We start from the raw sequence: 15,830 nt of genomic DNA on the forward strand, positions 1-15,830 counted from the left end.
TGCGCGTGCCCGCGGCCACGTGCCCCGGATAGTGTCCCGGGTGCGTTGCTTGCACCGTCTGGCGGCGCGCAGTGTTTCAGTGAATCAGCATGCCGCCGTTGACGTCGAGCGTGATCCCCGTCAGGTAGCTCGACAGGTCGCTCAGCAGAAACAGGCACGCGTTCGCGACGTCCGCGGCGTCACCGAGCCGGCCGAGCGGAATGCCTTTGATGATGTCCTCGCGCATCGCGGGCGTCAGTTTGTCGCCCGTGATCTCCGTATGGATGAGGCCCGGCGTGATCGAGTTCACGCGGATATGGTTCGCGCCGAATTCACGCGCCATCGCCTTGGCGAGGCCGAGCACGCCCGCTTTCGCGGCGCTGTAGTGCGGGCCGCCGAAGATGCCGCCGCCGCGCTGCGCCGAGACCGAGGACATGCAGACGATGCTGCCGCCGTTCTGCTCCTTCATCGCCGGGAGCACCGCTTGCGACATGTACAGCGTGCCGCGCAGATTGACGTCGACGATCGCGTCGAAGTCCTTGCCGCCGATCTCGAGCGTGCGCACCGGCTGCGTGATGCCCGCGTTGTTGACGAGACCGTCGATGCGTCCAAAGCGCTGCAGCGTCTCGCGCGCGGCCGCGATGCAGGCGTCCTTGTCGGTTACGTCGCAAGCCAGACCGAGATGCTTCGCGCCGAGCTCGGCGGCCGCGCTTTGCGCATCTTCGCGGCGCAGATCGAGGATCACGACGCTTGCGCCTTGCGCGGCCAGTGCGCGGGCCGTGGCCTTGCCGATGCCTCGCGGCGACGCCGCACCCGTCACGATGATGGTCCGGTTCTCGAGCAACATGGTTTGTCTCCTGTGTGTTGACTGGTGCCCAGAGTGTCGGCTCGCGAGGCGCCCGCATCAACGCGGAAACGTTCAGCAATAGCTGAGAAAAATTCAGATGACGGATGGAGCGCACGCGCGGCGCTGTGCCAGGCGTGCAGCCGGACGCGAACGAAAACGCGGATTCAGCCCCGCAAGTCGGCGGCCGCTTCGCGCTCGATCCACGCGAGAAAGCGCTCGACGCGCGGCAGGTCCGCGTTCTGCGCCGGATAGACGAGATGGTGGGCACCGACTTCGACCGCGAAGCTGGCGTCGAACACGGGCGCGAGCAGGCCTTCGCGTATCTTCACCGATGCGAGCATCAGGCTTTCGAGCGCGATGCCGAGCCCGAGCGCCGCGGTTTCGAGCGACATGTACGAGCGGTCGAACGAGAAGTCGAAGGTCTTGTGCGCGGCGGAGACACCGGTCCTGCCGAACCACTGTTTCCACTGCACGAGCGGCGACTCCGAATAAATCAGCCGATGCGACAGCAGGTCTTCCGGCGTCTTCACCGGATGTTGCGCGAGGTACTTCGGCGACGCGAGTGGCGCGATGAACTCGCCGCGCACCGTTTTGACTTCGACGTTGGTCCAGTTGCCGTAGCCGTGGCGCACGTCGATGTCGTAGAAGCCGTTCGAGAACGACACGTTTTCGTATGAGCAGGCGACGTTCAGCTGGATGTCGTCGTTCGCTTCCTGGAACGAAGACAGTCGCGGCAGCAGCCACATCAGGCCGAAGCTCGGGCTCGAATGCACGCGCAGGATCTCGACGTCGGTACGGCTCGACGCGCGTTCGGTCGCGCGGCTCAGGTCCGCGAGCGAGCCCGTCACGTCGGCCAGATAACGCTCGCCGGTCGGCGTCAGCACGAGTCCGCGGCCGGAGCGCTGGAACAGCGCCTGCCCGATGATCGATTCGAGGTTGCTCAGCTGATGACTCACCGCCGACGCGGTCAGGCCAAGTTCGTCGGCCGCGCGATTTACGCTTTTCGTGCGGGCAACGCTTTCGAACGCGATGATCGCCTTCAGCGGTGGGATGCGCATAGTGAAATTTTTTTTCAGTTGCAGTTGAAGGAAACCGCCTTGTTCGCGAGTGATGCGCACTGCCATTCTGCCCGTAAGCCGCACTGATACCGATATGGCGCAGTGCACCACTGCGCAGGAGACAGACCGCCGTGTATTATCCGTTTTTCTTCGCCGCAGGCGATCTGCGCGGCGTTCTCGCTAGTCAAGCAAGCTTCGCTCGACATCCGTCATACGCCTATTGTGCCGCCTGACGGCATGCGCAAGCTTCGCGGTTATGCGTTGCTCAAACGCTATCACCTGATCGCCGCCCGGCGATGAGCGTGCGAATGCGGCGCTTCAACGCGTCGCCGCTTCGTCTTCCGTCTCGCTCGCCTCGCGCGTCGACTTCGTCGCCGGTGCTTGCTGATTCACGTCGTCGACGACCTCTGGTTGCTTGCGCTCCAGCAAGCCAGCGACCGGATGCCCGCTCTGCCGCCGGCCGGAACGCCCCGCATACGCGCAACAAGCGCCGACTACGAATGCGCCCAGCGCGGGCAGCGGAAGCGCAAGGCTGAGAAACACCGAACCCGTGCCGATTGCCACCCACGCGACGAAGGATATGTTCTTTCGATTGACTAGTGCGCGTCGGATCATCGTCGTTTCTCCTTTGCCGCGCGCCGCGCCTCGTGTGCTCGTCGCAAGACGGTGGCGTGCGTGAGATAGCGGTGCTGGAGCGTCGGGACGAGGGTCTTCTTCAGATCCCGGTGGTCGGATCGATGCGTGCGGCGGGATCGCTTTCGACGACACCGCGTGTGGCTTCCCAGTACGGTTCGCGATGATAGAACTGGTGGACCGACGCGCCCCATGCGCGATCAGCCATCGCCGGCCAATGGTCCTTGTCGAAGCCCGGCGAACTTTTCACCTGCTCGGCCGTGGCGTCCAGCTGGAAGCACTTGCGGTCCGTGTCGAGCGTCAGCGCGCGCCAGGGGATCGCGTGCAAGGTGCCGCCGATGCCGAGAATGGCGCCCTCCGTCAGCACCGCATACGCGATGCGGCCGCTGCGCACGTCGAGCATGATGTCGGAAATCTTGCCGAGGTCCTGGCCGTCGGAAGACAGTACCTTGTTGCCGTCGAGCGTGGCGGCGGCCATTACGTCGGGGCCGGGACCATCGCCAACGCCACCGCCGGCGATCCGTGCGCCGGTGGCCGGCTGTGCGGGAGTCGAGGAGGCGTTCGGGTCGAGAGGATCGGGCAGGTCCATGTTGAAACTCCTGATTTCCACGGAATACCTGTGCTGCGCAAGACGCGTACCTGATGCAGGATTCGACGACTAGAATAAAACCATGCCGTGTCGAGACGGCTGCGCTGCGCCCGCAGAGGGGGAGCGATCATGCGTTGTGGAATCGTTGGTCTATGCACTGGCGTGGCGGGCGCATTTGCGCTGTGTGGCTGCGTCTATTACGGTCCCTATTCGTACTATCCGGGAGCGGGTGGTTATTACGCCTGCACCAGCGGGGCGGCCACCGCCACCACGGAATCAGCGACCGGCAGCGCGCCTACGGCGGCAAGCGGGACGGCCGGCGCGAATCCGGCGCCAAACGATTTGCCGTTGTCGGGACAGGATTGCACCTATGTCGCGGTTCCTGCGCCTGCTTATTACGGCTATCCCGGGTATTACGGTTATCCGGGCTACTACGGGTATCCCTACGGCTACCCATACGGTTATCCATGGGCTGGCTACTACGGATGGTGGGGACCGTCAGTGGTGATCGGAGGCTACTGGGGCGGTGGCTATCATCATGGCGGCTACTACGGCCACTGGCACGGAGGACATGGCGGGCACTGGCATTGAGCAGCCAGCACGCCACCCACTACGAAAACGTCCCGGGATAAAGGTTCTCGCTCATATCAAGATTGCCAGTCTGCGCATAAATCAGCGGCTTTCCGCCCGCGCCGGCTAGCGCGCCATCGACGACACGCCCGATCACCACCCGATGATCTCCCGCCGCGATGTCATCGACCACCCGGCACTCGAAATGCGCGAGCGCATCGACCAATAGCGGCGCGCCGGTCACGCAGGTACGCCAGCGAGTCGTCGCGAGCTTGTCGACGGCGCGGCCCGACTGCGTGCCGAAGTGCTCGGCGAGCTTCTGTTGATCCGCGCGCAGCACGCTGATCGCAAACACCGCGCCGCTGCGCAGCAGTTCGTACGACTGATGCTCGGGACTGATGCCGAGCGCGACGAGCAATGGTGCAAACGAAACCTGCATCACCGAGCTTGCGGTGAACGCATTGCGGCGCTCGCCGTCCGCTACGCCGATCACATATACGCCTGACGTCAGATGCCGGAAAAGCCGCGCGATCCTGTTGCTCATAGGGGTTGCACCATTCCAATGTGTTGTCGTCGATCGCCGCTTTGCCGCTATTGCAGAAGAATTGTGCGGCAGCGCGCAGAATTTCCCGCTTTGGCTCGTATGCTTTGAAGCATAAACGGAAGCCAAAATCACAACCAGATGGCTTCCCGAGGCCCTTCGCATTCAGCAATCACATGCGGAGTGTGGCACTCATCGTCGGGGGGCATCATGAGAAATCAAGCGAAGAGCACCGTCGCGATTCCATCATATTTCAAACGTGCCACGTCATCGATGTTACCTCGATGTGTGCTGGCTCGTTGCCGTTCAGTCACCCCAACTTCGATTTCCTGGCGCTAGCCGCGCCGTTGCGAAATACAAGATCGCGTCCACCGAATCAGCGTCCGGAGCAGAGCGCAAGCTTTAGCGAACAGGATGCGGTCGGCGAATGTTGCGTGACCGCCTACGGAGTCAAATGATGAACCTGAAAAAAAAGCAAAAGGGTGTGGTGGCCGTCGAAACCGCGCTCGTACTTCCGCTTCTGTTGCTGATTGTGTTCGGAATCGTCGAGTTCGGCCTGGCTCTGTACGACCAGGCTGTCATCACCAACGCCGCCAGGGAGGGCGCGCGGGCGGGCATCGTGCTAACGAGTCCCAGACCCACGACCACGGACATTACGAGCGTTGTGACCGGCTATACGTCCTCGTACCTGATTTCTTTTGCGGCGAAAAACCCCGCGCCATCGGTCTCGGTGACCAACGCAGGCGGGTCGTTCGGCACCGCGTTGGCGGTCAAGGTCTCGTACACGTTCACGGGGTTGTTGCTCGGCCCCCTGATGAACCCGTTGACTGGGCCGATCACGTTGAGCTCCACGGCCACGATGAATAACGAATAAGAAGAACATCATGCGTAACGTCCATACCCTGCGTACTCAGCGCCGCGCCAAATCGATGAAGAAGCAGAAGGGCGCGGTGGCCATCATGGTCGCCTTGCTGCTGCTTATGCTCCTCAGCTTCGCGGCGCTCGCGATCGACATTGGCAACCTGATGGTGGCCCGCACTCAGGCACAGACTGCCGCGGACACCGCGGCGCTTGCAGGGGCACAGTGCCTCTATACCCAAGCCAGCAACGCTAGCTGTAACAACGCGAGCGCGGCCAATCCGGATTGGAACGACTCGCAGACCGTGGCTGTTTCGTTCGGGCCGAAGAACAACGTGCAGGGGGCGGCCGTGCAGTTGCATACGTCGGATGTCACTACGGGCTATGTGAATGTGACCAATGTTGCGGCTGGTGTATCCCAGGCCACCGTGCCGGTAGCAAGCGGAAAGATCGTGCCTGCGGTCCAGGTGACGGTCCACAAGGACGGAACCGACTCCAACGGTAGCGTCCCGCTGTATCTGGCGCAAGTGCTGAACATCGCGTCGCTGAAGACGAGTGCGACGGCGACCGCGGTCGTGGCTAGTCCGGGAACCGCTGAAGTTGGGGCACTGTTCCCGGTCGTGATGTCGCAATGCCTGTACAACTCCTACTGGAATTCGGCGACCAACTCCCCCAAGCTTGCTACCAGTACAACCGACCCCCAAGCGGCCAACAACGGCACGCCCATTCCGCAGACGATCGGCCAACCGTACATCTTCGGGATCAGAGCGTCGTACCAGGCCGCCAATTGCAACGCAGGACAATGGACGTCCCTCTCTTCTGCTAACAGCCAGCTTGGTTCCGACGCCATAGTCGGGTTGATGACGAGCGGAAACGCGAGTCCGATGTCTATCGGCCAACCGATTTATCTCGAGACGGGCCTGAATAGCAATGCGTTCCACAATGTTGGAACCTGTAGTCAGATTCCGGCGGGTTCGGCGGGTAGTTGTGCCTGGGTGACGGTAGCCGTGGTGAGTAATGTTACGGGGGGACAGGGGAGTACCCCGCCGATCGTCGCATTCGGGTGCCTGCACATCCTGAACGAGACAGGCAGCGGCACCAACGCACTGATCACCGTTCAGATGGGCAACGATCCGAACTACTGCAAAAACAGCCAGATGGACGGCATCGGCCCCAACTATGGGACGATCATGATGCCCCGGTTGGTTCAGTAAGATTGCCATCGAGGCGCGCTTCACGGCATGGCAACTCTGCGGCGTAGCAGAAGCCCGCCTCAACGCTATCTGATCAGGACGCCTACACCCAGTCAGCGCGACTCAACCTATAGTCCTGACTCGACAATGCCGTGCGCAGTGTCCCTGGCCACGCACTCATATCGACGCTCGAAGCCGCGCCAACAGCCACTTCTTGAAAATCTTGAGTTTCGGGTTGAGGTCCTCCCCCTTACGGTAAAGGAGGTGGTACCCGTGGTGGATGGTGCATGTGTGCGGGATGGCCTGCACCAACCGGCCGTCCCGGAAGTCCTGCTGAAACAGGAACAAGGGCACCAAGCCGAAGCCGAGACCTGACATGGCGGCTTCGCGCATCATCAGCATCTGCAGAAAGCGCGGGGATTTGCCGAGGCTTGGCATCTGCAGCCCGTGCTGTTCGAAAAACTTCTGCCAAGGTTCTTCGCGCGTGCCGGCAATGCTCAGCAACGGGGCCGTGAGCAAGTCGGCGGGTTCATGCACATCGACCTGCTGCTTCATGCGCGGCGAGCAAACCACGCCCGCCTCGGTTGTGTCGAGCAGGCAGATCGAATCGTAACCGGGCCACGGGGGTGAGCCATAACGGATGCGAGCATGGACGGGCGCGTCGTAATCAAGTTCCTTGAGTTCCTCGGCCAGCACGTCCACCTGGATATCCGGGAATTTGGCGCGGAACTCGCTGATGTTTTGGACCAGCCAGAGGGTGAAGCCAACGTTGACGGAAAGGATCAGCGTCGACTGGTCTGCGCTTTCCTTCAGCCGGCTGCCCGCCTCGGCAATCTGGTTCAGGCCCACCGTAATCTGTTCGTGATAGGTCCTGCCGACGGGTGTCAGTGAAATCCAGCGGCCATTGCGTTCGAACAGGCGAACCTCGAGTTGTTCCTCGAGCGTCTGGATCATGCGGCTGATCGCGCCCTGGGTCACGTGGAGTTCGGCGGCCGCCGCGGTAAAGCTTTGCAGGCGGGCAGCGACCTCGAAATATCTGACGGCTGTCAGAGAGGGAAGGCGCTTCATTTCAAACGTTCTTGCATGAGTTGAACTCATTCTAGCGTACAAGGAATCGTTTTAGATCGGGTACTTACCCCACCTACACTGTGCTCACTCGAACTACATCGATAGAGACGACATGAACGCAGTGATTGAAACCCAACCCTTCGCGGCCACCGAGGGCGAAGCCTACCGCCAGCGCGCGCTGAAAGCGGGCGAGGCATTCCTGAAGGCTGTCGACGCGATTCTTCCGGTGCTGCGCGCAGGCCGCGAGCAGTCCGAGCGCGAGTGTCGCGTTCCCGATGCCAGCGTCGAGGCCATGCTCGATGCCGGCGTGTTCCGCAGCCTCACGCCGCTGCAATACGGCGGCCTGGAACTCTCTCCGGCGGACTTCTACGACGGCCTGATGCGCATTGCCCAATGCGACAGTTCCGCGGCGTGGATCGCCGGCCAGATCGTCTGCCACAACCTCGAAATCGCGGCGATGGACCCGCAGATGCATGAGGATTTCTGGGGCGTCTATGGTCCGGACGCCCGTGCCTCCAGCTCTTACGCGCCGCTCGGCAAGACCGAACCGACCGAGGGCGGCTATATCCTCGATGGCAGATGGACCTTCTCCAGTGGCGTCGATTTTGCGCACTATGTCGTGCTCGGCGGTGGTGAGCGCAATTTCCTGGTGCCGATCAAGGATCTGGTCATCGACCACGACAGCTGGGACGTGCAGGGCCTGCGCGGAACCGGCAGCAAGGCGGTCACGGCGAACAAGGTGTTCGTGCCGAATCACCGCATCCACGTGATGGTCGATGTCGTCAACGACATCAACCCTGGCTACGAGGCGATCCAGACACCGCTGTATCGCGGCGTGTCGTGGATGACGGTGTTCTACGCGACGGCTGCCAATACCGTGATCGGCACGGCGCTGGAAGGCGTGAATCTGTTTCTTGAACAGTCCCGCAATCGCTATACGAAGATGGGCACCGGGGCACGCCTGGCCGAAAACCCCATCCTCCATCTGAAGCTCGCAGACGCGTTGACCCGCATCAACGACATTCGCACGCGGACCCTGAACAACTGGCGGCATATTTTCGATCAGGCCTGCAAAGGCGAACCGATTTCGCATCTGGAGCGTCTGCGCGTGCGCTTCGAATCGGCCGATTCGTTCGCCGCCTGCTTCGATGTCCTGCATGACATCTGGCCGATGGTCGGCGCAGTGGCTTCGCAGAGCTCCAATCCGATGCAGCTGATCTTCCGCAACCTGATGGCGGCGCGCACGCACGGCACCGGCGGCAAGGAGCTCGCGGCGAGCGCTTATTCGCGGGCGCTACTGGGTCTGCCGGCGCCCGAATTCAAGGTCAACGACTTCGCCACTGCCGCCTATTGGCGCTAATCCCGCAGACATCACGGAGCGAAAACGCAATGATGATTCAACAGCAATTCGTCGCGGACAAGCAGCGGTGGGCCCTGCTGGAGCGTGGCCGCCCGCTCGATGACAGCCGCTCATTCCGACGCTGCCTTGGTCAGTACCCGACTGGGGTGACGGTGATCACGGCCAGTCATGACGGCGGTCCGGTCGGCATGACGGTGAATTCCTTCGCGTCTGTCTCGCTGGACCCGCCATTGATCCTGTGGTCGATCCGGCGCGAGTCGAGAAATGTCGAGGCTTTCAGGAGCGCAGAGCATTTCGTGGTGAACATGCTCGCGCATGACCAGGTCCAGGTGTCGCAGTGGTTCTGCACGAGTCATCCGCAGAAGTTCGAGCTGGTGTCGTGGGTGGCGGGGCTCGGCGGTGCGCCGTTGATCTACGGTGCGGTTGCGCAGCTGGAATGCCAGCGCGTTTCCGTCCAGGAAGCCGGCGATCACCTGATCCTGATCGGCGAGGTCAAGCAATACGCGCATTTCGACGGCAAGCCCCTGACGTTCAGCAATGGCGAATACGCGATGACGCAAGGACTGCCGCGCGAGCATCACGGCGCACCAAATTGACAGGGGATTCAAATTGCAAATCCAGGAAATCGGCTATCTGGGCATCGACGCCACCAACATGGACGAGTGGCGTGCGTTCGCAACGGACTACATCGGATTCGAAGTCCGTTCGCTGGATCAGGAGTGTCTCGGCCTGCGCATGGATGACTATGCCTGGCGTCTGTTCGTGCGTCCGGCGCAGCGCAATGGCGTCGGGTTTATCGGCATGAAGGTCGACAGCCTGGAAGCCTTGGAGGCGGTGCATGAGGAAATGACCGCGGCGGGTATTCCAGTGCACGAAAGCAACGCTGCAGAGCGGTGCGAACGCAGCGTGCAGCGCATGTTGTGGGCATCAGACCCAGACGGCAATCGGGTCGAATTTTTCGTTGGACGTAGTACCGACGCGAGCCCCTTCAAGCCGGGCCGCCCGATCGGAGGCTTCCGTACCGGTTCGCTGGGGTTCGGCCACGTTGTCATCGGCACTCCGCTTCTGGAGGAGATGGAATATTTCTACATGAAGGTGCTCGGCTTCGGCCTGACCGACTATATGGAAGGGGACATCAAGGTGCGCTTTATTCATGCCAATGAGCGGCATCACTCGCTGGCGCTGGTCAAAACCCCTGCCAGATTCCTGCATCACGTTATGGTCGAATACAAGTTCATGGACGATGTCGGCCGGCTATACGACAAGGCGTTGACCATGCCGGGCATGATCCAGACGAGTCTCGGCCGACACGGGAATGACCACATGCTCTCTTTCTATTCGAAGACGCCCGGTGGATTTCTCATCGAAACGGGGTGGGGTGGCCGGCTGATCGATCGTGAAAGCTGGAAGCCAGAGGAGCTCTGGTGCATGAGCCTGTGGGGGCACGAGCGTAGCTGGGAGACGCCTGAAAACCGGCTCAAGCAGCGCGAGCAAAACGCGCTGGCCGCCAGCAGGGGAGCGCTGGCACCGGTTGAAATCAACGGCGAAGGCGGATTCGTGAGTCGCGATGCCGCGATCTGATGGCGTGCAGTGAGTGTGCCCGCCCGCCGGTTTTTTCTGGCGAATACGAACCGAACCGCTTCCAACGGAATTGCGATGCCCCACCTGACTCGACGCCGGCCGGATCGGCGGCTGATCCTGTTGCTTGGCGCGCTTGCCGCCTGCGGTCCGCTCGGGACCGATATCTATCTGCCGAGCCTGCCGGCGATTGCCGCGTCGTTCGGCGTCCCGGCCGCCGCCGCGGCGGCAACGCTGACGGCTTTTATCGCCGGGTTCTCGATCGGCATGGTGCTGTACGGTCCGATCTCCGACGCGTACGGGCGGCGTCCGGTGCTGCTCGCCGGTCTCGGCCTGTTCGTTGTCGCCAGCGTTGCATGCTGGCTCTCCCCCTCCATTAACCAGCTCATAGTGATGCGCTTTTTGCAAGCGCTCGGGGCAGGCGCTGCCTCGGTGCTTGCGCGGACCATCGCGCGTGATGCGCACGAGCCCGGCGAAGCGTCGAAAGTGCTGTCGATGGTCGCGCTGGTCACCTCGGTCGGACCGCTGCTCGCGCCGTTGATCGGGGGGCAACTGTTGCTGCTCGGCGACTGGCGCACGGTATTCGTCGCACTGACGCTGTTCGGCGCGTTCTGTTCAGTGGCCGCGTGGCTGCGTGTGCCGGAAACGTGGCCGCGGGAGAAGCGCGCTAACCAGGCCGCGTTGCAGTCGTTCGCCGCATACGGGCGGCTGCTGCGCGATCCGGCCGTCTGGGGGCATCTGCTGTGCGGCGGGATGGTGTTTGCCGCGATGTTCACCTACATCACGGAGACGCCGTTCGTCTATATCCAGTATTTCCATATCTCGCCGCAGCACTATGGCCTGTTCTTCGCACTGAATGTGCTCGGCATCATGGCCGGCAACTTTCTGAACACGCGCTATGTCGGCCGGTTCGGCGTGTTGCGGATGATTTCCGCCGCATCGACGCTCTCGTCTGCCGCAGCACTGTTCGTCGCGTTTGCATGCTTGACCGGGTGGGGCGGGCTGTGGTCGATGGTGGCCGGACTGTGCTGTGTCATCGGCGTGGTGGGACTGCTTTCCGCCAATTGCGCGACCGATCTGATGTCGCGCTATCCAGACAATGCCGGCGCGGCAGCGGCGCTGTTCGGCGCGACCCAGCTCGCCTTCGGCGCGCTGGCTAGCTTCGTCGTCGGACTGTTCCCGGGGATCTCGCCGGCCGGCATGGGCTGGACCATCGGCGTGTGCGGCGTGCTCGGCTACGTCGGCAGGGTTTTGATCGTGCGGGGACATGGACGAGAGGCCCTGGCGCTGTCGACGTGAATGTAATGAAGGCGCCTGGATGATCTGAAGTCATTCAAGCCGCGAAAATGTTGCTTTGTCGTAGAGTTTCGGGCCCGTAACCTTGGCTCATGGAGTGCCACGGACGACGGCCCGTCAATCAAATACCAGAACGACCCATCTAACAGGAGACTCAGCATGTCACAGGCACTCAAGGCCAGATTCAAACACGTCGGCATCCATGTCATTGATGTCGACAGGATGGTGGAGTTTTACCAGCGATGGTTTGGCCTGGTGACGATGAAGGCGGACTGAGCTGGCGTCCGGCGCCGGATTTCCTGGTAGGCGCGGGCCTCGCCTATGTCGATCAGCGCAAGCTCGGCAAGTACAACATCGGGGACTCTCGGTGTCGACTATCGGCTGTCGAAACGCACCGACCTGTTCACGGTCGGCACCTGGCAGCACGCGTTTGCGGGCGCGAAAGTGGCAGGAAATTTCTACGCAGTGACGCCGTATTCGCAGTCACCGACGATGCCCAACGGTGTGGGTGCATCGTCGACGCGGACGCAAACGATCGTGCAACTGGGCATTCGCCACGTGTTTTAAGAAGGAGAGAAGATTATGAGCAGCAGTCCTCTTGGCACGAAATTGATGCCCTCGCTCGAAGCATCGTCGAAGATGACCCGATCCGCGGGCCTGTGGGTCGTTTGTGGTGCCGCCATCGGCCTGATGTTCGGCTTCGGGCCGCTGTTTTTCAGCGTCGCGGGCGTGTTCCTGAAGCCCATGGCGGCGACCTTTGGCTGGGGCCGCTCCGACGTGGCGGTGCTGCCGATGTTCTCGCTGATAGGGACGACGCTAGGAGCGCCGGCAGTCGGCTTTCTTGCCGATCGGCTGGGCTGGAGCAAGGTCGTCGCGGGTTCGATCGCGCTTCTCGCGGTTTCGCTGGTTGCGCTTGCAGTTGCGCCGGCTAATCACGCCTATTTCGCCGCGGTCGGTTTCCTGATCGGCTTTCTCGGCTCGGGGACCACGCCCGCAGGCTACCTGGGCGTACTGCCGCGCGTCTTCGACAAGCGCCTCGGCATGGCGCTCGGGTTCGCGATGATCGGTACCGGTGTGGGTGGCTTCTTCGCACCCATCGCCGCCAACCGGCTGGGCGTGATGATGGACTGGCGCCATTGGTTTGGCGCGAGCGCGCTGGTCGTGCTGGTGCTCGGCTTCGTGGCGCATCGGCTGATGTTCCGCAATCTGCCGGAACAGAAGTACTTTGCCGCGGATGCAAGGGCGGCGGCATCGGTCGACCCGGGGCTTACGCTCGGCGAAGCGGTGCGCGGCTATCGCTTCTGGCTGCTCGCGATCGTCATGTTCCTGATTTCGAGCGCGATTCTTGGTGGCTTCGTGCATCTTGCTCCGTTCGTTAGCGACCGGGGGCTTGGACACGATGTCGGCGCACAGGCGGCGGGCTTCGTCGGTGCGGGTCTCGCGATTGCGCGGGTAGGGCTTGGCGCAGTGCTCGACCGCGTGTTTGCTCCATTCGTGGCCTGCGCCGCCTTCTTTGTCGGCGCGATGGGTTTTGCGATCTTCCTCACTGGCGCCGCGCACGTGCCGGCGTTGATCATTCTGGCGGCGTTGCTGCTCGGCATTTCGACGGGCTCGGAAGGGGATCTGATTCCGTTCCTCGCGCGCAAGTATTTCGGCAATCGCTCGTTCGGCTCGATTTACGGCTGCCTGTTCGGCGCGGCGACGCTGGGCGGCGCGGCCGGCCCGTTCCTGTACGGCCTTGCATTCGACCGCCTGGGCTCATATGAGCTGGTGCACGAAGTCTCGCTGGTTGCGTGCGTCGTCGGCGCTGCCGCGATCCTGCTGCTTGGGCGTTACCCGGCAATGAAGGCCGCGGGCGAATAACGATTGGGATGACACTTCAATGATGCTGACAAGAGACAACACTTCGAAATTCGTGCAGGCGGGCGCCGTCAAGGTGCACTATCACGAGGCCGGTACAGGGCCCGTCCTGCTGTGCATTCATGGCGGTGCGCCAGGTGCTTTCGGCTGGGGGAACTTCGGCCGCAACCTGGAAGCGCTGTCGCGCCATTTCCGCACGCTCATCGTCGACCTGCCGGGCTACGGCAAATCCGACAAGCCGCAGATCGAGGGGCCGCGCACCAGTTTCTATGCGCGCACCTTCCGCGACATGCTCGAGGCGCTGGGCATCGCCAACGCGCATGTAATGGGTCTCGCGACCGGCGGTTCGGTAGCCTTGAAAATGGCGATCGACTATCCAGAGCTGATCGATCGCCTGGTGGTGATCAGTGCGCCCGGCGGGCTATCGCTTTTCCAGCCCATGCCGCCCAGGCCGGATACGCACAATTACTACGCCGGCGAAGGTCCGAGCATGGAGCGCATGCGTGCCAATCTCGAGCGGCTCGTCTACGACCCGACGATCCTCTCCGAAGAGGTGATCCGCGAACGCTACGAGGCGAGTATCGAGCCCGAATTCATGAATCAGGCGCCGGAAGGTCACGGCGGCAAGCCGGGGCAGACACTGGAGCCGTTGTGGCAGGACCTGCACAAGATTCAGGCCGAGACGCTCGTCATCTGGGGACGTAATAACCAGACGATCAACTACGACAATGCCCTGTTCATGTTGACCCGCATTCCCCGGGCGCGCGTCCATATCCATGGCAACTGTGGACTGTGGGTACCCTACGAGAAGATGGAAGAATTCAACAGTAATGTCACCGGCTTCCTGTCGGTGGACCTGACGGCGAGGCCTGCACAATGAAGAAGCACACCAGTATCTGGCAACACCTGTTCAAGACGCCCCACAAGCTGGCGTGGGTCGATGCCGCCGGTGTCGATACGCGCTATCTGGAAGCCGGTCCGGCCGATGCGCCGGTGGTGATTCTGCTGCATGGCACGGCGGGCAGTCTGGAGAATTTCGGCGCGAACTATGCGGCGTATGCCGGCCATTTCCGCGTCATCGGTCTGGACATGCTGGGCTGCGGCTGGACCGACAAGCCCGATTACGACTACCTGATCGAGGACTACGTCGAGCACGTGCGCGGCTTCATGGACGCCATGGGTATCGCGAGAGCCGCGGTTGTCGGCGTGTCTCTGGGCGCCTGGGTGGGCGCGGCACTGGCATTGGCCCATCCGGCTCGTGTCGACAAGCTGGTGCTGGTGGCCCCCGCGGGCATCATCGTCGATCCGGAAGAGGAGAGACGCTTTGCCGAAGGTGTGCGCAAGAGCCGATCTTCCGCCGCGGCCGAACCTGGCTGGGAAACTGTTTCCGCTGCCTTGAAAGCGCTGCTTCTGGACCCGGAGGCACTGTCCGACGAACTGGTTGGCGTGCGCCTCGAGATTTACCGCGACCCGCGCATGAAGGCCGCCATGCCCCGTCTTCTGGCCTTCTCACTGGGCGGTCAGGCCCTCAGCGAGGAAGAGTGGCGCAGCATGACCCTGCCTGTCCAGGTGATCGCCGCCGTTGATGCGCCCAATATGTTTCTCAGCAACGCCCATGCGATCGCGAGGACCGTACCGAACGCGCAGCTCGTGGAAATCAAGGGCTGTGACCACTGGGCACAGTATGAACAGCCCGAGAGATTCAATCAGGAGAGCATTGCATTTCTGCAAGAAGGCTGATCATGCAGACGCCGAGCGCTAGACTGCGCGCTTCGCGTCGGAATCCCACAAAAGCGATACACGCGTCACGCAGTTCACCATTCCCCCTTCGAAGCTGATTTCGCCATCCGGATCCAACGAGAAGTCGGGAATGCGCTTAAACCACTCCTCGAGGAACACGCGAATCTCACTGCGCGCAAGGAGCGCACCGGCGCAGCGATGAGGACCGTTGCCGAAGGCCGCATGTTGCGAAGCATTGGCACGTGCGAAGTCTGCATGCATCGGGCACTTGAACTTGCGCTCGTCCATACCGTGTAGCAGCGGACGGACGTACACCCGATCGCCCGCTTTGAAACGCAGGCCCTTGTATTCGAAGTCGCGCGTCATCACCCGGCCTGTGCTCGAAGGCGCGAACATGCGCAGCAATTCCTCGACCGCGTTCCCCGCCAGCTCCGGGTGTTCCGCCAGCTGACGACGATGCGCGGGATGACGAGCGAGATAGAGCACCGCAAAGCCCATGGTGGACGCGACAGTGTCGAGTCCGCCAAAGATGACGTTGACCATCATGCCGCGGATCTCTTGCTCCGTGAGGGGCCTGCCGAATACGGTTCCATTCACTATCGCGCTGATCAGGTCCGTACCCGGCTCTTTCTGGCGCTCACGAATGATGCTCTCCAGGTA

General features: G+C 62.2%; 18 protein-coding genes. 11 read left to right on the forward strand and 7 right to left on the reverse strand.

Features of this window, described 5'->3' with window-relative positions; translation table 11 throughout:
* Nucleotides 1-76: 76 nt before the first annotated feature.
* The 4 genes from AB3X94_RS32255 to AB3X94_RS32270 form a co-directional block, all read right to left on the reverse strand.
* Nucleotides 77-826: an SDR family NAD(P)-dependent oxidoreductase gene (locus tag AB3X94_RS32255; RefSeq protein WP_368613649.1), complete on the reverse strand. Its 750-nt coding sequence runs from the start codon at nucleotides 824-826 to the stop codon at nucleotides 77-79.
* 164 nt (nucleotides 827-990) lie between these two features.
* Nucleotides 991-1,884, reverse strand: a complete 894-nt coding sequence (locus AB3X94_RS32260) for a LysR substrate-binding domain-containing protein (protein ID WP_176111434.1) — start codon at nucleotides 1,882-1,884, stop codon at nucleotides 991-993.
* A gap of 318 nt (nucleotides 1,885-2,202) precedes the next feature.
* Nucleotides 2,203-2,499 carry a hypothetical protein gene (locus AB3X94_RS32265; protein ID WP_368613650.1) on the reverse strand — a complete coding sequence of 99 codons (297 nt, stop codon included), beginning with the start codon at nucleotides 2,497-2,499 and terminating at the stop codon, nucleotides 2,203-2,205.
* A gap of 100 nt (nucleotides 2,500-2,599) precedes the next feature.
* Nucleotides 2,600-3,106, reverse strand: coding sequence for a PRC-barrel domain-containing protein (locus tag AB3X94_RS32270; protein WP_176111432.1), 507 nt, complete (start codon nucleotides 3,104-3,106; stop codon nucleotides 2,600-2,602).
* Nucleotides 3,107-3,235: 129 nt separating this feature from the next.
* Between AB3X94_RS32270 and AB3X94_RS32275 the strand changes: the two genes are divergently transcribed.
* On the forward strand, nucleotides 3,236-3,697 hold the full coding sequence (locus tag AB3X94_RS32275) for a hypothetical protein (RefSeq protein WP_176111431.1): 462 nt from the start codon (nucleotides 3,236-3,238) through the stop codon (nucleotides 3,695-3,697).
* A 19-nt stretch (nucleotides 3,698-3,716) separates the two neighbouring features.
* Here AB3X94_RS32275 and AB3X94_RS32280 read toward each other — a convergent pair whose 3' ends face one another.
* Entirely contained in the window at nucleotides 3,717-4,220 is a 504-nt protein-coding gene (locus AB3X94_RS32280) for a flavin reductase family protein (RefSeq protein ID WP_368613651.1), read from the reverse strand.
* A gap of 451 nt (nucleotides 4,221-4,671) precedes the next feature.
* Here AB3X94_RS32280 and AB3X94_RS32285 point away from each other — a divergent pair, with 451 nt between their 5' ends.
* Together AB3X94_RS32285 and AB3X94_RS32290 are read left to right on the forward strand one after the other, a co-directional pair.
* Nucleotides 4,672-5,091 carry a TadE/TadG family type IV pilus assembly protein gene (locus AB3X94_RS32285; protein ID WP_176121404.1) on the forward strand — a complete coding sequence of 140 codons (420 nt, stop codon included), beginning with the start codon at nucleotides 4,672-4,674 and terminating at the stop codon, nucleotides 5,089-5,091.
* Nucleotides 5,092-5,101: 10 nt separating this feature from the next.
* Complete coding sequence (locus AB3X94_RS32290) at nucleotides 5,102-6,289, forward strand: pilus assembly protein TadG-related protein (RefSeq protein WP_368613652.1); 1,188 nt, start codon at nucleotides 5,102-5,104, stop codon at nucleotides 6,287-6,289.
* A gap of 156 nt (nucleotides 6,290-6,445) precedes the next feature.
* Here AB3X94_RS32290 and AB3X94_RS32295 read toward each other — a convergent pair whose 3' ends face one another.
* A complete protein-coding gene (locus AB3X94_RS32295) occupies nucleotides 6,446-7,336 on the reverse strand; it encodes a LysR substrate-binding domain-containing protein (RefSeq protein ID WP_368613653.1) in 891 nt (296 codons plus the stop codon).
* Nucleotides 7,337-7,448: 112 nt separating this feature from the next.
* Here AB3X94_RS32295 and AB3X94_RS32300 point away from each other — a divergent pair, with 112 nt between their 5' ends.
* From AB3X94_RS32300 to AB3X94_RS32335, 8 genes are all read left to right on the forward strand, one after another.
* Complete coding sequence (locus AB3X94_RS32300; protein WP_368613654.1) at nucleotides 7,449-8,696, forward strand: acyl-CoA dehydrogenase; 1,248 nt, start codon at nucleotides 7,449-7,451, stop codon at nucleotides 8,694-8,696.
* 29 nt (nucleotides 8,697-8,725) lie between these two features.
* Nucleotides 8,726-9,292 carry a flavin reductase family protein gene (locus AB3X94_RS32305; RefSeq protein ID WP_176367973.1) on the forward strand — a complete coding sequence of 189 codons (567 nt, stop codon included), beginning with the start codon at nucleotides 8,726-8,728 and terminating at the stop codon, nucleotides 9,290-9,292.
* A 13-nt stretch (nucleotides 9,293-9,305) separates the two neighbouring features.
* A complete protein-coding gene (locus tag AB3X94_RS32310; protein ID WP_184227087.1) occupies nucleotides 9,306-10,277 on the forward strand; it encodes a VOC family protein in 972 nt (323 codons plus the stop codon).
* 75 nt (nucleotides 10,278-10,352) lie between these two features.
* Nucleotides 10,353-11,573 carry a Bcr/CflA family multidrug efflux MFS transporter gene (locus tag AB3X94_RS32315; protein ID WP_368613655.1) on the forward strand — a complete coding sequence of 407 codons (1,221 nt, stop codon included), beginning with the start codon at nucleotides 10,353-10,355 and terminating at the stop codon, nucleotides 11,571-11,573.
* 318 nt (nucleotides 11,574-11,891) lie between these two features.
* Nucleotides 11,892-12,137: a hypothetical protein gene (locus AB3X94_RS32320; RefSeq protein ID WP_176111422.1), complete on the forward strand. Its 246-nt coding sequence runs from the start codon at nucleotides 11,892-11,894 to the stop codon at nucleotides 12,135-12,137.
* A 15-nt stretch (nucleotides 12,138-12,152) separates the two neighbouring features.
* Nucleotides 12,153-13,433 (forward strand): MFS transporter, encoded by a 1,281-nt coding sequence (locus AB3X94_RS32325; RefSeq protein ID WP_368613656.1) that lies wholly within the window; start codon nucleotides 12,153-12,155, stop codon nucleotides 13,431-13,433.
* A gap of 19 nt (nucleotides 13,434-13,452) precedes the next feature.
* On the forward strand, nucleotides 13,453-14,310 hold the full coding sequence (locus AB3X94_RS32330; RefSeq protein WP_368613657.1) for an alpha/beta fold hydrolase: 858 nt from the start codon (nucleotides 13,453-13,455) through the stop codon (nucleotides 14,308-14,310).
* On the forward strand, nucleotides 14,307-15,170 hold the full coding sequence (locus AB3X94_RS32335) for an alpha/beta fold hydrolase (RefSeq protein WP_368613658.1): 864 nt from the start codon (nucleotides 14,307-14,309) through the stop codon (nucleotides 15,168-15,170). Before AB3X94_RS32330 ends, AB3X94_RS32335 begins: the two co-directional genes overlap by 4 nt.
* Before the next feature lie 18 nt (nucleotides 15,171-15,188).
* Here AB3X94_RS32335 and AB3X94_RS32340 read toward each other — a convergent pair.
* On the reverse strand, nucleotides 15,189-15,830 hold a 642-nt coding region (locus tag AB3X94_RS32340; RefSeq protein WP_368613659.1), incomplete at its 5' end, for a cytochrome P450.

The sequence above is a fragment of the Paraburkholderia sp. BR10923 genome (assembly GCF_040948765.1).
Lineage (GTDB): Bacteria > Pseudomonadota > Gammaproteobacteria > Burkholderiales > Burkholderiaceae > Paraburkholderia > Paraburkholderia youngii.

Excerpts from the sequence above, each read along its gene's own strand:
- AB3X94_RS32255 (WP_368613649.1), bottom strand. The coding sequence starts at position 826 with ATGTTGCTCGAGAACCGGACCATCATCGTGACGGGTGCGGCGTCGCCG.
- AB3X94_RS32260 (WP_176111434.1), bottom strand. The coding sequence starts at position 1,884 with ATGCGCATCCCACCGCTGAAGGCGATCATCGCGTTCGAAAGCGTTGCC.
- AB3X94_RS32265 (WP_368613650.1), bottom strand. The coding sequence starts at position 2,499 with ATGATCCGACGCGCACTAGTCAATCGAAAGAACATATCCTTCGTCGCG.
- AB3X94_RS32270 (WP_176111432.1), bottom strand. The coding sequence starts at position 3,106 with ATGGACCTGCCCGATCCTCTCGACCCGAACGCCTCCTCGACTCCCGCA.
- AB3X94_RS32275 (WP_176111431.1), top strand. The coding sequence starts at position 3,236 with ATGCGTTGTGGAATCGTTGGTCTATGCACTGGCGTGGCGGGCGCATTT.
- AB3X94_RS32280 (WP_368613651.1), bottom strand. The coding sequence starts at position 4,220 with ATGAGCAACAGGATCGCGCGGCTTTTCCGGCATCTGACGTCAGGCGTA.
- AB3X94_RS32285 (WP_176121404.1), top strand. The coding sequence starts at position 4,672 with ATGATGAACCTGAAAAAAAAGCAAAAGGGTGTGGTGGCCGTCGAAACC.
- AB3X94_RS32290 (WP_368613652.1), top strand. The coding sequence starts at position 5,102 with ATGCGTAACGTCCATACCCTGCGTACTCAGCGCCGCGCCAAATCGATG.
- AB3X94_RS32295 (WP_368613653.1), bottom strand. The coding sequence starts at position 7,336 with ATGAAGCGCCTTCCCTCTCTGACAGCCGTCAGATATTTCGAGGTCGCT.
- AB3X94_RS32300 (WP_368613654.1), top strand. The coding sequence starts at position 7,449 with ATGAACGCAGTGATTGAAACCCAACCCTTCGCGGCCACCGAGGGCGAA.
- AB3X94_RS32305 (WP_176367973.1), top strand. The coding sequence starts at position 8,726 with ATGATGATTCAACAGCAATTCGTCGCGGACAAGCAGCGGTGGGCCCTG.
- AB3X94_RS32315 (WP_368613655.1), top strand. The coding sequence starts at position 10,353 with ATGCCCCACCTGACTCGACGCCGGCCGGATCGGCGGCTGATCCTGTTG.
- AB3X94_RS32320 (WP_176111422.1), top strand. The coding sequence starts at position 11,892 with ATGTCGATCAGCGCAAGCTCGGCAAGTACAACATCGGGGACTCTCGGT.
- AB3X94_RS32325 (WP_368613656.1), top strand. The coding sequence starts at position 12,153 with ATGAGCAGCAGTCCTCTTGGCACGAAATTGATGCCCTCGCTCGAAGCA.
- AB3X94_RS32330 (WP_368613657.1), top strand. The coding sequence starts at position 13,453 with ATGATGCTGACAAGAGACAACACTTCGAAATTCGTGCAGGCGGGCGCC.
- AB3X94_RS32335 (WP_368613658.1), top strand. The coding sequence starts at position 14,307 with ATGAAGAAGCACACCAGTATCTGGCAACACCTGTTCAAGACGCCCCAC.